Source organism: Legionella bozemanae (assembly GCF_001648595.1).
GTDB lineage: Bacteria > Pseudomonadota > Gammaproteobacteria > Legionellales > Legionellaceae > Legionella > Legionella bozemanae.
Map to the genome: position 1 here is coordinate 90,756 of NZ_LBAW01000002.1, position 15,022 is coordinate 105,777.

Here is a 15,022-nt window from a genome sequence, read left to right on the forward strand (position 1 = left end):
GTAGTGAGCTCTAAACCAGTATAAGGATGATCCCCGCTTTTGCGGGGATAGCTGTTTTATCCACGTGGATGAGTGGAATAGCCAATTTTAATGGCGGTAGATATCAATACCCTTTTGGAGAGAGAGAAAATGAGCAGTTCCGATCTGCAAAAAGAATGGGCTTCTTCCTATTTATCTGGCGGAAGTATGGCGTATGTTGATAGTCTTTATGAAGATTATCTTGCTGACCCTAGTTCGGTTTCATCCGATTGGCGAGCAGTATTCAGTGCTTTGCCCAAGGTTAATAGTGCCGAAAAGGAATTCTCACATCGAGAGATCCGTGATTATTTTTTGCAGAATGCAGATAAAAAAGCAGTACCTGTAGTGCAAGCTTCAGATAGCCAACAATTTCGGATTGCAGATTTAATTAATGCATATCGTGCATTGGGGCATCATGCTGCTAAACTCGATCCTCTGGAAATGACAGAACGCCCTCCAGTGCCTGCATTGGAATTGGAGTATCACCATTTATCTGATGTAGATAGAAACCGAAAATTTTTTGCAGGCACCACGTTTAATGGTCCAGAAATGACTCTGGATGAGATATACCAAGCACTACGTGAAACATATTGTGGCAGTATTGGTATTGAGTACATGCATATTTCTAATACTGAAGAAATAGAATGGCTGCAAGAACGAATGGAGTCTGTACGCGGTCGTCTTAACTTAGATAAAGAAAAGAAGCTGCAAATTTTAAAAGACTTAATTGCTGCGGATGGTTTAGAGCGTTATTTAGGCACCCGCTACGTGGGACAAAAACGCTTCTCCCTTGAAGGGGGCGACTCCCTCATTCCTATGATGAAAGAAATTATTGAATGTGCTGGAAGAGATGACGTTAAAGAAGTAGTTATTGGTATGGCACATCGAGGCCGTCTCAATGTATTGGTCAATGTTTTAGGCAAAGAGCCTAACCAGCTTTTCCAGGAATTTGAAGGAAAAATAAAATACGAACGTACTGGTGATGTGAAGTATCATTTAGGTTTTTCTTCAGATATAAAAACACATTCAGGCTCAGTAGTGCATCTGGCTTTAGCTTTTAATCCGTCACACTTGGAAATTATTGGACCAGTAGTAGAAGGCTCTGTTCGCTCTCGGTTAGGTCGTCGTGACGATTTACAGAAAAAGGAGAAAGTTGTCCCTGTCGTTATTCATGGAGATGCTGCGTTTGCCGGCCAAGGCGTCGTGATGGAAACGTTTAATTTTTCTCAGGCCCGCGGTTATTCTACAGGGGGTACAGTTCACATTGTTGTTAACAATCAAATAGGTTTTACCACCAGCAATCCCTTGGATGCACGTTCTACTTTATATTGTACTGACGTTGCCAAAATGGTGCAGGCGCCTGTTATTCATGTGAATGGCGATGATGCAGAAGCAGTCGTATTTGCGACTAAGCTTGCATTTGATTTCAGAATGAAATTCAAACGAGATGTAGTGGTTGATCTCGTATGTTACCGTCGACATGGACATAATGAGGCAGACGAGCCGGCAGTAACTCAACCTTCTATGTATCGAAAAATTAAATCCATGCGTCCCTTACGTGAAATTTATGCTGAGCGTCTAATTCAAGAAGGTTTGTTGACCAGTAAAGATGCTGAAAAATTAGTAGATGCTTATCGTGATACCTTGGATAAAGGTAAGGCTGTCGTGGATTTGGTTCACGGTGATTATGAAGGTAAATATGCGATTGATTGGACTCCTTATGTGAATGCAAAATGGACAGATAAAGTAGATACTACGATCACCAAGGAGAACTTACAAAAATTAGCGAAGCAATTGCATACATTACCTAAAGGTTTTACGTTACACCCTGTAGTCCAACGGTTATTAAATGAACGAGACAAAATGACCGCGGGCGAGCTACCGATGAACTGGGGATATGCTGAAACTATGGCATATGCCAGTTTGGTTCAGGAAGGTTATGGCGTGCGTTTATCAGGTCAGGACTCTGGACGAGGAACTTTTGCTCATAGGCATGCGGCATTACATGATGCTGAAACTGGCGAAACGTTTGTTCCACTTGAGCAAATAAAGAATGAGCTGAACCGACCTTTTTCTGTAATCGATTCAGTGCTTTCTGAAGAAGCAGTATTGGCTTTTGAATATGGATTTGCTGCCTCTGCCCCCAATTTTTTAGTATTATGGGAAGCTCAGTTTGGTGATTTTGCCAATGGTGCCCAAGTAGTTATTGATCAATTCATCAGTTCTGGTGAGCAAAAATGGGGCCGTTTATGTGGTTTAGTCATGTTGTTACCCCATGGATATGAAGGACAAGGACCGGAACATTCATCAGCTCGTTTGGAACGTTACATGCAGCTTTGTGCTCAGCATAATATGCAAGTTTGTACACCAACTACTCCGGCACAAATATTCCATTTATTAAGAAGGCAAGTTATTCGTAATTTCCGGAAGCCCTTAATTGTCATGACACCTAAGAGTCTTTTACGTCATAAATTAGCGGTTTCTCCTTTAGAGGATTTATTTAAAGGTAAATTCCATAATGTTATTCCGGAAATTGACAAGCTTGATGCGAAAAAAATTACAAAAGTAGTATTGTGCTGTGGAAAGGTTTATTATGACTTACTGCAAATGCGTCGCGATAAAGAGTTAAACCATATTGCGTTAGTGCGAATCGAGCAATTATATCCGTTTCCTAAAAAAGCACTTACAACAGAGCTAAATAAATATACTCAGGCTAAGCAAATTGTTTGGTGTCAGGAAGAGCCGCAAAATCAGGGAGTATGGTTCTCCTCCCAACATAATATAAAAGATTGTTTGCGCCCTGAGCAATCCCTGCATTATGCCGGAAGAGAATTTGCTGCCGCACCTGCTGTAGGAAGCCCAGCATTGCATGCAGAGCAACAGCAAGCTTTGGTAGAGCAAGCTTTATTGGACTGAGTTTGAGTTTATCGTAGTCTGGTGCAGTTTTATTTTTTCCCAGAGTACAATGTGTTAACAAATTTAATAAAATAAGAAGGTATAATTATGTCTATTGAAGTCAAAGTACCTGTTTTGCCTGAATCAGTTGCTGATGCAACTGTAGCTGCATGGCATAAAAAAGTAGGTGATAAAGTTACCCGTGATGAAAATTTACTGGATCTAGAAACTGATAAAGTCGTATTAGAAGTACCTGCTCCAGCTGATGGAATATTGGCTGAAATTAAGTTTCAAGAAGGTGATACAGTACAGTCCGGCCAATTACTAGCAAAAATAAAAGAAGGCTCTGACTCTGAAGCCAAAGAAGAAAAGAAAGAAGAAAAGAAAACTGAAACGACGAAAGCAAGTGAAGAAGCTGAAAGTGATAAAGTAAGTGCTAAGGAAGATAAATCAACCAGTCCTGTAGTACGTCGCATGTTGGCAGAACATGATCTTCAGCCAGGGCAAATTCAAGGCAGTGGTAAGGATGGGCGTATTACTAAAGATGACGTTCTCGCATACATAGAATCCAATAGAGAGAAAACTTCTAAATCTGCAGAAAATAAAAAAGAAGAGGCACCTAAGACGCCCATGGGATTGCGTGAAGAGCGACGCGTTCCGATGACCCGTTTACGAGCTAAAATTGCGGAGCGTTTATTGGCAGCCCAGCATAACGCTGCGATGTTGACCACATTCAATGAAGTCAATTTGAAAGCAGTGATGGATATGCGCGCTCAATATAAAGACAATTTTGAGAAAAAGCATGGAGTCAAGCTTGGGTTTATGTCTTTTTTTACTAAGGCAGTTGTCGAGTCATTAAAACGTTTTCCTGCAGTGAATGCTTCCATAGATGGTCAAGATGTGGTTTATCATGGTTTTTATGATATTGGTATTGCCGTATCTACAGAGAGAGGACTCGTTGTACCTGTGATTCGCGATGCCGATCAGATGAGTATGGCAGACATTGAGATGGCAATTAATGATGCTGCAAAAAAAGCTAGAGACGGTAAATTAGCGATGGAAGACATGCAAGGCGGTACCTTTACCATTACAAACGGTGGAGTGTTTGGTTCGTTATTGGCTACCCCAATTATTAACCCTCCACAAACAGGTATCCTGGGAATGCATAAAATTGAAGATAGACCTGTAGTGGAAAAAGGACAAATTGTGATTCGTCCTATGATGTATGTAGCGTTATCTTATGATCATCGATTGATTGATGGTAAAGATTCAGTACAGTTTCTGGTGAGCGTTAAAGAATTATTGGAAGATCCTGCTCGCCTTTTACTTAATGTTTAATGAAATGTAACAGCGAGATCCGCATTTAACGCATAAATGCACTCATCGTAAATCCCTAAGCTTGCCTTTGTCCTCGCTTGGGATGCTATGCACTAATAGGCACTTATGAGTATTGACGGATTTTGCTTCTTTTAGAAAGGTAATTGCAATGAATTTACATGAATACCAGGCCAAACAATTATTTGCGAGCTACAATTTACCCGTTCCAAACGGTGACGTAGCTTATAATGTTGATGATGCAATCCAAGTGGCTTCACAGTTGTCTACTGCTCGTTGGGTTGTTAAAGCCCAAGTTCACGCTGGCGGCCGCGGGAAAGCCGGTGGCGTGAAATTAGTCTCAAATAAAGACGAGTTGGCTACAGCGGTCAAATCATTACTAGGTACCCGTTTGGTAACCTATCAAACAGACGCCCATGGGCAACCCGTTAATTGCGTGCTCATTGAGGAAACATGTGATATTGGCCGAGAATTATATCTTGGGGCCGTTGTTGATCGTGCTACTCGTCGTGTTGTATTCATGGCTTCTACCGAGGGTGGTGTTGAAATAGAAAAAGTGGCTGAAGAGACGCCTGAAAAAATTTTCAAGATCATCGTCGATCCACTTGTCGGTGTTATGCCGTTCCAATGCCGTGATGTAGGATTTAAATTGGGGTTAAAGGAAGAACAAATTAAACACTTTACCCATTTGATGATGGGCTTGGGCAAGATGTTTGTTGATTGTGATTTAAGTTTATTAGAAATCAATCCATTAGTTGTAACAAAGCAGGGGCAGTTAATTTGTTTGGATGGCAAAATTAACATTGACGGCAACGCCTTATATCGTCAACCCAAATTAAAAAGTATGCGTGATACCACCCAGGAAGATGAACGTGAAAATCGTGCCAGCGACTGGGAGTTAAATTATATTCCACTCGATGGCACTATCGGTTGTATGGTGAATGGTGCTGGTTTGGCTATGGCGACTATGGACGTGATTAAGCTTCATGGCGGTGAGCCGGCCAACTTCCTTGATGTGGGTGGTGGCGCTACTAAAGAACGAGTGAGTGAGGCACTAAAAATTATTGTCTCTGATGAAAAAGTCAAAGGCATTTTGGTAAATATCTTTGGCGGTATTGTTCGTTGTGATCTCATTGCCGATGGTATTCTTGCTGCAGTGAAAGAAGTCGATGTGAAAATCCCTGTAGTAGTGCGTCTTGAAGGCAATAATGCACAACTAGGTGCTGATATTTTAAATAAAAGTGATTTGAATGTGATTGCTGCAACCAGTTTAACTGATGCTGCGAAGAAAATTGTGGCAGCTGTTGCCTAATTACTAAATTTCGAGGTTAACAATGAGTGTATTAGTTAATAAACATACTAAAGTACTGTGTCAGGGATTTACTGGAAAGCAAGGAACTTATCATTCAGAACAAGCGATTGCTTATGGCACACGTATGGTGGGTGGTGTGACCCCTGGCAAAGGCGGGCAAAAGCATTTAGGCTTGCCAGTATTTAATACGATGCGTGAAGCTGTTGAAGAAACTCAAGCCGAAGCCAGCGTGATTTATGTTCCAGCACCATTTTGTAAGGATTCTATTTTAGAAGCTGCAGATGCCGGCATTCAATTAATTGTTTGCATTACGGAAGGTGTTCCTGTATTAGATATGCTGCAAGTAAAAGTCTATTTGGAAAACAATACCCAAGCCCGTTTAATTGGACCCAATTGTCCTGGAATAATTACCCCAGGTGAATGCAAAATTGGAATTATGCCAGGATCAATTCATTTACCTGGGAAAGTAGGTATTGTTTCACGCTCTGGTACTCTAACGTATGAGGCGGTAAAACAAACTACAGATAAAGGCTTTGGTCAAAGCACCTGTATTGGTATTGGAGGCGATCCAATTCCTGGAACCAGTTTTATTGATGCTTTGGCTTTATTTGAACAAGATGCTCAAACGCAAGCTATTATCATGGTCGGTGAAATTGGCGGATCTGCAGAGGAAGAAGCTGCCGAATACATTAAATCACATGTAAACAAGCCTGTCGTTTCTTATATTGCGGGTGTTACTGCACCTGCTGGAAAACGTATGGGACATGCCGGCGCGATTATTTCCGGTGGTAAAGGAACAGCAGCTGAAAAATATGCAGCTTTAGAAGCGGCTGGAGTAAAAACAGTACGTTCGCCAGCTGATTTGGGCGATGCAATTGCTGAAGTAACCGGCTGGTAACTTATCTTATGCAGCTCCGTATTTTTAGCAGATTTGAGAGAGTGGTGGCGCTGAGAAGCAGAGTGTACAAAAAGTAAATGAGCATTCGCGGCGTAACAGTTCTCTCAAAGGTACAAAAAGGACGATGCTGCCTAGATGAGCACCGTTAATTGAGATGCAACCTGGGTTAAGGCAAAGCCATAACCCAGGAATAGCAAATCACGATCAATATAACTTTGGGTTATGCTGTGTTGATGCCCAATTTCTTTTTATGGCATTTCATGACAAATTTTCGAAGTATTGCTGATATAAGACGAGAATACGGAGATCTGAATTTAAGTGAGCAATCACTTCCTGAAGATCCAATTGCCCAATTTAAGCTTTGGTTTGAGGATGTTTTAAAAAATGAAAAAAATGATCCCACCGCTATGGTTCTTTCGACAGTAGACGAGAGTGGCCATCCAGACTCTAGAGTAGTTTTGTTAAAAGGTTTAGATAAGGGGCAATTTATTTTCTATACCAATTATCAAAGTACAAAAGCAAAGCAAATTGAAAATAACCCTTATGGAGCACTTAATTTTTATTGGCCACAAATGGCAAGACAGGTACGTATCCGCGGCCAAATCGAACAGATTAATAAGGAACAATCCGATCTTTATTTTTCAACAAGACCGATCAAAAGCCAATTCAGTGCTATTGTCTCGCCACAAAGCCAGGAAATTGGGGGAAGAGAATCATTAGAGCGTGCTTTAAATGATTTAATTCAAAAACACGGGCAAGAGCCTGTAGTACGCCCTAACTATTGGGGGGGGTACATGGTTATTCCTGAGGAGATCGAGTTTTGGCAAGGACGTGATAACCGCTTGCACGATAGAATTCATTATTATTTAAAAGATGGGCAATGGAAGTATCATCGTTTGGCCCCTTAGCAATAGTGATATAGCCTCCCCCCACTAAACTTTATACTGCGTTGCAAGCTCCCCCCGGCTTCAGTCATGTATTATTATATATACTCCTTCGCCTCATTCACTTGCGCCTTGTCTAAAGCTTGGTTAGTAGGTAACGCTATATACGACCGGCAAAATTTGCCGGCAAAAAGTTAAATTCTGCCACAATTATATGTTTTATCCCCCTTTTTGTTCTTACTCTATTTTTTCTGTTTTTTTAAAAGGCAAAAAAAACTTGGCCTGAAAATTGCTCTAATAAATAATACAGATATTATCGAAATGATTTTGAAGTTATTTTTTCAGAGTAAAGAAAAATTTGTCAAGAATTAGTAAATGTTTTTATTTGGTAAATAAGCGTTAACAGAAAGTCGTAAAATTATTTTAAGTGTAGAAATGATTAACAGTATTGATAAAAAATACTGTATAAATAAATAGAGGGTATAATCATGAACGACATAACAGCCTTACTACCACATATTAAATTACGTTTTAACATTGAACATCCAAGTTACGAAGACAGTTATGCATTTGGTTATGAATGCGCACTTGCGGACGTAGCTGAAACGGATAATCCATTTCGTAAAGGAACCCAACAAGCAGAACACTGGTTAGAAGGTTGGTGGGACGCAATTGGAGGGGAGGAGCCTTTATTTGAATCGAATGCTCTAGAAGAAGCGGAACTCCCTAGCGAAGAAAGTGCTGCAAATGATCAAGAGTATTGCCATAAGCACGGTTTTTTATCTCTGGTAATTGAAATTAGCGGAGCAATAGCAGCTTCAGCATTAGTGGGATATCAATTATTTGAATTGGTAGCATAAATTTTGTATGCAAAAATTCTTCAAGAGATTTTTTACATCACCACGTGTTGTACTGCTTAATCCTCATTTTTCCTCCTCCCATGCGGGAGAGGGGAATTTAATGATATGTGCTAATTCTTAAAAAGTTTTAATACCATGGATCGCATTCTTGCTGTTTCTGAAGGATTAAATTCTTTATAAATTTCGCTGCCTATGTTAAGACATACGGTCACATTTTCACCAAGCCCTTTGAGTAAATCGACACCAGATAATTTCAGGAGTTTAATTTTATTCGCTATATCACCAGCCCAGGCATCAAGATAATGCATCTCGGTGAACACGGGAAGAAAGGTATGTTCCTGTTCTTGAAAAAACAATACCTTAGGTTGGCCATCTTCAGAGTTTTGTTCTACTGGAATGATAAAGTTGGCTTTAATAAACTCAAGATAAGCTTTATTGGCTTCTTTGGCATTTCCATTTGCATCAAGAGCATCTTTTATTGCAAGGTTTAGAGCATTCATTTTAAGCCTTAGTTTTGATTTTAATCAAATTGTAATTATCCTAATAATGTTGAGTGAAAGATAATACAAATTTAACGATAACTATAGAAAAAGCGATACAGCACTGTAAATTATAACCATTTTCTGTACCTATGAAAATGAAATCAAACTATGTGTTGAAATAAATGACAACCCTAGTATAATGTTGTATTGGTTTTGCAGATTTATTGCTCACTTTTTAGATAAATATTTTAGGGGTTGTTTTTATTTCATCATGTTGGGGTGTTACTATATGAAATGTTGACAATCTCTATCCTGGGTTGTTTTTTTGATGTGTAATGGCCAGATAACCATTCAATTGAACAGAGCCAATTAGGGTGTTATTAACGCAGAGAGTCTATGAATAAGGTACATGAGTCTAGAGTAGAAATTTATAATCGTAAAAATTATTTAGGATTTGCTTGGTTAGTATGGGGGTTGGCTGCCGCGTTCTATTTTTCTGATTATATGGCTCGTGTTGCACCCGGAGTAATGCATCGATATTTACAAATTGATTTCGGAATTAATGAAGCAGGTTTTGGTATTTTAACTGCCTCATTCTATGTTCCATACATCCTGATGCAAATTCCTGTAGGACTGACTGTAGACCGCTTAAGTATACGTTGGCTGCTCACGGTAATGTCGCTCGTAACGGCTTTTGGTTGTTGTGTTTTTGGCCTTGCAGATAGTTTACTTATGGCTTCAATAGGAAGGATGCTCATCGGTTTTAGTGCAGCCTTTGCGTTTATTTGTTCTCTTCGATTAGCTACATCCTGGTTCCCTCCGACAATGTTAGGATTACTTGCTGGTTTAACCCAAGCTTTAGGAATGCTAGGAGCTGCTGCTGGGGAAGCTCCAGTTTCATTTTTAGTCACTAATGTGGGCTGGCGCCACAGTATGTTGATTATTGCTTTTCTCTTTATCGCGCTTGCAGCGTTGTTATATCAATTTGTGCAAGATAAACCAGGAGAACACCGCAGTGAGGTACGATCTATTAATCAGATCAGTATTCTTCAGAGTTTAAAAATTATCTTATCGTGCAGACAAACTTGGCTTAATGCATTGTATGCTGGATTTTTATTTGGACCAACAGCAGTTATTGGTGAAGCAATTGGACCTGCATACCTGCAATTTGGCAGAGGATTGGGTGCGCATGCCGCTGCTTTTGCCACAGGATTAATTTTTATCGGTTGGGGTATTAGCGGTCCCTTATCAGGATGGATTTCAGACAGAATGGGACGACGTAAACCTTTAATGATTCTTTCAGCAGCTTTTGGCGTGCTTTTTACATCGCTATTTGTGTATAGCAGTTCTTTAAGTCAAAACTCGGCTTATTTACTGTTCTTTCTTTTCGGTTTAACGAATACAGGTGTTGCTATTGCCTATGCTGTTTCAACGGAGATCCATGATAGAAATGTAGTAGGTACTTCAATAGCTTTTACCAATATGATATCAATTTTTGTGGGCGCTCTCTTACAGCCTTTAGTGGGACGGTTGGTTGATATGGTATCTGGTGCGCGTGCTTATAACGTTGAATCTTTATTACTCTCTGATTTCCAAGCGGGTTTAAAGTTGTTGCCTCTTTGCTCCATAATTGCACTGGTATTAGCTTTTACTGTTAAAGAAACCTATTGCAAGCCAGTGAATCATTCCTAAGTATCTGTGGAATTTTTTTATTGATATAAAAAAATAGTTACAACTGTTTTTTTACCAGCGTGTATCGCACTCCGATGTTATTTACTGTTATACTTTCAGCTGCAGTTTTGCTGCATGCGAATTAATAACATGGAGAAGAGAATGAAAAAATTTACAGGATTAATAATTATCCTGGCCGTTCTAATTCTAGGCGGGTATTATGGCATGGGCTTTCTTACTGAAAGAACGATTAGAAAAAATATAGAAGTAATTGACCAATCTAATGGGCTCTATGCTGAAATCGAGCGATACAATAGAGGATTATTTAACTCCGAAGCCCAAATTAAATGGCAGTTACATATTCCAGAACGCATAGTAAAAGATGACAAAGGACAACCTCAAACTCTTCCTGCTCAAGACTATAACATGGTGATGCCACTAACAATCCATCATGGGCCTATTATTTATGCTAATAACAAATTGCGTTTTGGACTGGGTTATGCTGAAGCAGTTTTTCCATTTCCAGAACAATATAAGCAGCAATTTGATACACAATTTACCAAAGAGTCAGTTAAACCACAGTTGGATTTAAGCATTTTCGTTAATTATCTTAACGAAAGCACGGTGAACTTCAAAGTTCCCAATTTTAAATTAATTGCCAAAGATGGTTCTGGTAATCTTGAATGGCTAGGAATGGATTCAAGCACAACGATGTCTTCTGGAATGGGTAAAGTTGCAGGTAAAGTTGTCCTGGATGGTCTAAATGCTACGAAAGACGATACCAAAATTACTTTAAGCAAAGTATCCAGTGATTATGATTTGCATGAAACACCTGCTGGATTGTATTTAGGTGATGCAAACTTCTCTCTACCTTCTTTTGATATTTTTGTTAAAGATCAAAAAATGTTTTCAATTAATGATCTTGCAATTAGATCTGATAGTGATATTGAGCAACATCTTTTTAATACCAATTTTAATCTGACTTTAAAATCAGTATTAGCAAATGGTCAGAATTATGGTCCAGGAGAATTACAAGTTGCTTTAAGAAATATTGATGCAGATGTATTGGCTAAAATCAATCAGCAAACCACTGCAATGCAAAATGGCAACGAGATGCAACGCCAACAAGCAATGCTAGCCCTTCTTCCTGAAGTACCTAAATTATTTAACAAGGGTGCGGAATTTGAAATCTCCAAACTTAGCTTCACAATTCCACAAGGACAGATTGAAGGAAATATGTTTGTAACATTGCCTAAAGGTGAAAATGCCAATCCATTTGAAATGATGCAAAAGATTCAAGGCAAAGCGAAGCTGCAAGTACCCGCAGAGGCAGTAAAAGCTGTGATGAAACAATCAGTACTTCAGCAAATTGCGAAAAAGCCTGATTTGCAACAAACTTTAGCGCAACAATTGAAAGCGACCCAAGATGGAAGCCAGACAAATCAGCCCGCTGCTCCAGCCCTAACTCCTGAGCAATTAGCGGAAATGCAAACCAATAAACAAATAAATGCATTACAACAAAATGGTTTAATTACAGCTCAAGGTAAGGATTTTGTAATTGAGGTAAGTTTAGATCAAGGTAAATTTACCATTAATGATAAACCTTATGATCCTTCAATGATGAAATTTTAAGATGCAATTGGAGTAATTTTGTAAGGAGTAGATGACAAAAATCAACCTACTCCTTATAAGAACTTATTGAGCTGATATTGAGCATTATATATTGATTATTAATGCAGTTTTTTCTGTTTCTACCCTTGTTTCAACGGGCGTGTTTCGGTAATATACTGTTTTTAAAAGGAGGAGCTAATAATAATGACAACAATCAGTAACGAAGTAGTGGATAACACCGCTTCTCTGGCCGAAAGCGTAACTCTTTCAGTGCAAAAATATTTTTCAGAGCTTAAGGGAACTGATCCTGTTGACTTATACCAGTTTGTGCTTGAAGAGATTGAAACACCATTGTTTCGTGCAGTGATGGAGCATTGCAAGTACAACCAGTCACGCGCAGCGATTATGCTGGGGATTAGTCGTGGAACTTTGAGAACTAAATTACGTCGATATTTCGATGATAAATATGTTGGTACTCGCGACTAACTGAAATTTAAATTGAAAAAGAGGGAGCTGATAAGCTCCTTTTTTTTTACTTTAAATTTTGTAATAGTTCATGGCGCATTATGAAAGAAAGGCCATATTTGGTTCATCTTAAACTCAAATCTGACTTTCCACCAAGATTCAACATAGTTCCTGACTAGCGCGTAGCAACTGTCTTGAGTTTCATTTTCAAGACAGTTGTGTTACTCGCTAAATTCTTACAATGTTATTTTAATTAGCAAGAAGTGTACTCCTGGTTGCTTGCGGCCAGGATTGGAGATATTTTTAATTGGATGGTTAAGACATCCAAATTACTGGATGAGAAGGATGAATCCTCGAATGGAAAAAAAGCCTCTTTGTAAACAAACAGGCTACGTTCGCTGTAGGACTGGCTCTGTGCTTGCGAAGTGCGCAACAAAAAGAGCCAAACAAACTACAAGTTTGTAGTTTATTCAGCAAACATCGAGCTTACAGATTCTTCTATATTAACTCGTTTGATGGCTTGCGCCAGCATATCAGATAAACTTACAACACGAATTTTCTCACATTGACGTGCTTCAGCAGATAGAGGAATCGTGTCAGTTACCACAATTTCATCAAGCCCTGAATTTTTAATATTATTGACTGCAGGGCCAGATAAGACAGGGTGAGTTATATAAGCTCTAACACTGTGCGCTCCGTTTTTCTTAAGCTCATGGGCAGCAGAACAAAGGGTTCCAGCAGTATCAACAATATCATCAACAATAATGCAATTTTTATTCTTTGGCTCACCAATAATATGCATTACTTCAGATTTATTAGGGCCACTTCGGCGTTTATCTATAATACACAATTCAGCGTGGTCAAGAAGTTTCGCAACTGCACGAGCTCTAACCACACCACCTACATCAGGAGAGACTACCATTATATTTTTTAGATTTTGCTTTGTTATATCTTCGAGAAGTATCGGGGTTGCATAAACGTTATCCACCGGCATATAGAAAAAGCCCTGGATCTGATCTGCGTGCAGGTCTACAGTAAGCACTCTACAAATACCTACAGATGCCATCATGTCAGCAACAACTTTTGCTGTAATAGGAACGCGCGCTGAGCGGACTCGACGATCCTGGCGGGCATAACCAAAATAAGGAACTACGGCTGTGATACGAGAAGCAGAAGATCTTCTGAGTGCATCAGCCATTGTCAGGAGTTCCATTAGATTATTATTTGATGGAGCACAGGTTGATTGGATTATAAAAACGTCTCTACCACGGACATTCTCAAGAATCTCAATCATTGTCTCCCCATCGCTAAAAGTACCAACAGTTGCCTGGCCAATAGGTATTTTCAAATGAGAAGAAATTTGTTGCGCTAATTCCGGATTTGCATTTCCGGCAAAAATCATCATTGTGGACATGTGTAAAAAGCCTTTAGATCTAGGTTAATCATTTAAACTTAAACACATAGCAGAAGACAGCCAAAAAGATATTATTATTATTTGAGCATTACAAGAACGCATCCTTCCAGGTTATCTTCTGCTGTCTGTTTACTTGAATCAACAAGAAAGTGGCAGGGGTGCTAGGATTCGAACCTAGGTATGCAGGGATCAAAACCCTGTGCCTTACCGCTTGGCGACACCCCTAAAATTTGCAGATTCTTACAATCATCCATTATTAAAAAATTGCGTTCATCCCTGCAAATGTGTTGCGTATTTTGCAGGGGTTTTAGGAACATGTCAACTTTGAAAGCAATAATTTTTTTTATTTTTTAACTAAGGGGAATAGTTGACATTATAGTTGGAATGTCATACTAGCATTGAAAACAGATTAGTAAAAACGAAATTCAGAGAAATTTCCGAATTTCGTTTTACCAAAATCCAAGTGAGCAAGTCGGCCTTAAATAGTCCAATTTTGAATTGCCACTTTAACCATCACTCCGTTTCCTTCGAGACGAATCATACTTGGCAGATCAATTCCTCTGACCGAAGCATATTTAGCGAAATTAATGGTATAGCCGCTTTGCTTCAATTGTACTAGGTGATTGTATTCATCGCGTTGCTCCGCTTGAACAGGGCCTGGAGCGGGAAGCCCTCTCACCCAATAGTAAAGGTTATTTACAGGAAGTCTAATTCCGGTTTGCTCTGCTAATAGTTGATCAGGGCTATGAGATGTGATTCTTTTAGGCCCATCTTGGAAAGTAATGGTGTTGCCTTTTTTGTCAATGAGAACTGTACCTGCGCCTAAAGGACCCATTAGCCGAAGTTGGTAGGTGCCAGGACCGCTTTGTTTCCAGTTCATGGCTGCTGACCACCCTTTATTCTTATTTTTTGCCGCCATGGACCCACGAATTTCAAAAGAGGAAACCATTGCTGTTTTTGCTTTGCGTTGTTCTACGGACATCACTTTATTTTGTGCCTCGGACATTGCTTTGTTTTGTTCTATAGGGATATTTTTGTTTAGAGGTACTTCCCCTGCTGGTCGCGGAGGGGCGCAGGCTGTTAAGAAACAAAAAGAAATTATTACTAATCGTTGCATGTTATTCATTTATCACCTCAAGTCCATTTATGTAGTTTTTCACTTAACAATACGCTAGAC

Annotated in this window: 12 protein-coding genes and 1 tRNA gene; 9 read left to right on the plus strand and 4 right to left on the minus strand. The window is 39.4% G+C overall.

Translation table 11 applies throughout. The annotated features are described in order from the left end of the window. Positions 1–129 precede the first annotated feature (129 nt). The 6 genes from A8O27_RS02600 (at position 130) to A8O27_RS02625 (ending at position 8,202) form a co-directional block, all read left to right on the plus strand. Entirely contained in the window at positions 130–2,934 is a 2,805-nt protein-coding gene (locus tag A8O27_RS02600; RefSeq protein WP_058458033.1) for a 2-oxoglutarate dehydrogenase E1 component, read from the plus strand. A gap of 87 nt (positions 2,935–3,021) precedes the next feature. Further along, on the plus strand, positions 3,022–4,251 hold the full coding sequence (gene odhB, locus A8O27_RS02605; protein ID WP_058458034.1) for a 2-oxoglutarate dehydrogenase complex dihydrolipoyllysine-residue succinyltransferase: 1,230 nt from the start codon (positions 3,022–3,024) through the stop codon (positions 4,249–4,251). Between the two features lie 148 nt (positions 4,252–4,399). Further along, entirely contained in the window at positions 4,400–5,560 is a 1,161-nt protein-coding gene (gene sucC / locus A8O27_RS02610; protein WP_058458035.1) for an ADP-forming succinate--CoA ligase subunit beta, read from the plus strand. A 22-nt stretch (positions 5,561–5,582) separates the two neighbouring features. Beyond that, positions 5,583–6,458 (plus strand): succinate--CoA ligase subunit alpha, encoded by an 876-nt coding sequence (sucD, locus tag A8O27_RS02615; protein WP_058458036.1) that lies wholly within the window; start codon positions 5,583–5,585, stop codon positions 6,456–6,458. A 260-nt stretch (positions 6,459–6,718) separates the two neighbouring features. Next, positions 6,719–7,366, plus strand: a complete 648-nt coding sequence (pdxH, locus tag A8O27_RS02620; protein ID WP_058458037.1) for a pyridoxamine 5'-phosphate oxidase — start codon at positions 6,719–6,721, stop codon at positions 7,364–7,366. A 464-nt stretch (positions 7,367–7,830) separates the two neighbouring features. Next, positions 7,831–8,202 carry a hypothetical protein gene (locus tag A8O27_RS02625; RefSeq protein WP_058458038.1) on the plus strand — a complete coding sequence of 124 codons (372 nt, stop codon included), beginning with the start codon at positions 7,831–7,833 and terminating at the stop codon, positions 8,200–8,202. Positions 8,203–8,312: 110 nt separating this feature from the next. On the opposite strand, the gene A8O27_RS02630 is transcribed toward A8O27_RS02625, so the two are convergent. Further along, positions 8,313–8,702: an SseB family protein gene (locus A8O27_RS02630; RefSeq protein WP_058458039.1), complete on the minus strand. Its 390-nt coding sequence runs from the start codon at positions 8,700–8,702 to the stop codon at positions 8,313–8,315. 378 nt (positions 8,703–9,080) lie between these two features. Here A8O27_RS02630 and A8O27_RS02635 point away from each other — a divergent pair, with 378 nt between their 5' ends. The 3 genes from A8O27_RS02635 (at position 9,081) to A8O27_RS02645 (ending at position 12,452) form a co-directional block, all read left to right on the plus strand. Next, entirely contained in the window at positions 9,081–10,376 is a 1,296-nt protein-coding gene (locus A8O27_RS02635; RefSeq protein ID WP_058458040.1) for an MFS transporter, read from the plus strand. Between the two features lie 141 nt (positions 10,377–10,517). After that, positions 10,518–11,987: a YdgA family protein gene (locus A8O27_RS02640; RefSeq protein WP_058458041.1), complete on the plus strand. Its 1,470-nt coding sequence runs from the start codon at positions 10,518–10,520 to the stop codon at positions 11,985–11,987. A gap of 183 nt (positions 11,988–12,170) precedes the next feature. Then, a complete protein-coding gene (locus A8O27_RS02645; protein ID WP_003633193.1) occupies positions 12,171–12,452 on the plus strand; it encodes a helix-turn-helix domain-containing protein in 282 nt (93 codons plus the stop codon). 445 nt (positions 12,453–12,897) lie between these two features. Here A8O27_RS02645 and A8O27_RS02650 read toward each other — a convergent pair whose 3' ends face one another. The 3 genes from A8O27_RS02650 to lolB form a co-directional block, all read right to left on the minus strand. Beyond that, positions 12,898–13,845, minus strand: a complete 948-nt coding sequence (locus A8O27_RS02650) for a ribose-phosphate pyrophosphokinase (protein WP_058458042.1) — start codon at positions 13,843–13,845, stop codon at positions 12,898–12,900. Positions 13,846–13,995: 150 nt separating this feature from the next. Then, a tRNA-Gln gene (locus tag A8O27_RS02655) sits at positions 13,996–14,070 on the minus strand. Between the two features lie 253 nt (positions 14,071–14,323). After that, a complete protein-coding gene (gene lolB / locus A8O27_RS02660; RefSeq protein WP_058458043.1) occupies positions 14,324–14,971 on the minus strand; it encodes a lipoprotein insertase outer membrane protein LolB in 648 nt (215 codons plus the stop codon). Between the last annotated feature and the right edge of the window lie 51 nt (positions 14,972–15,022).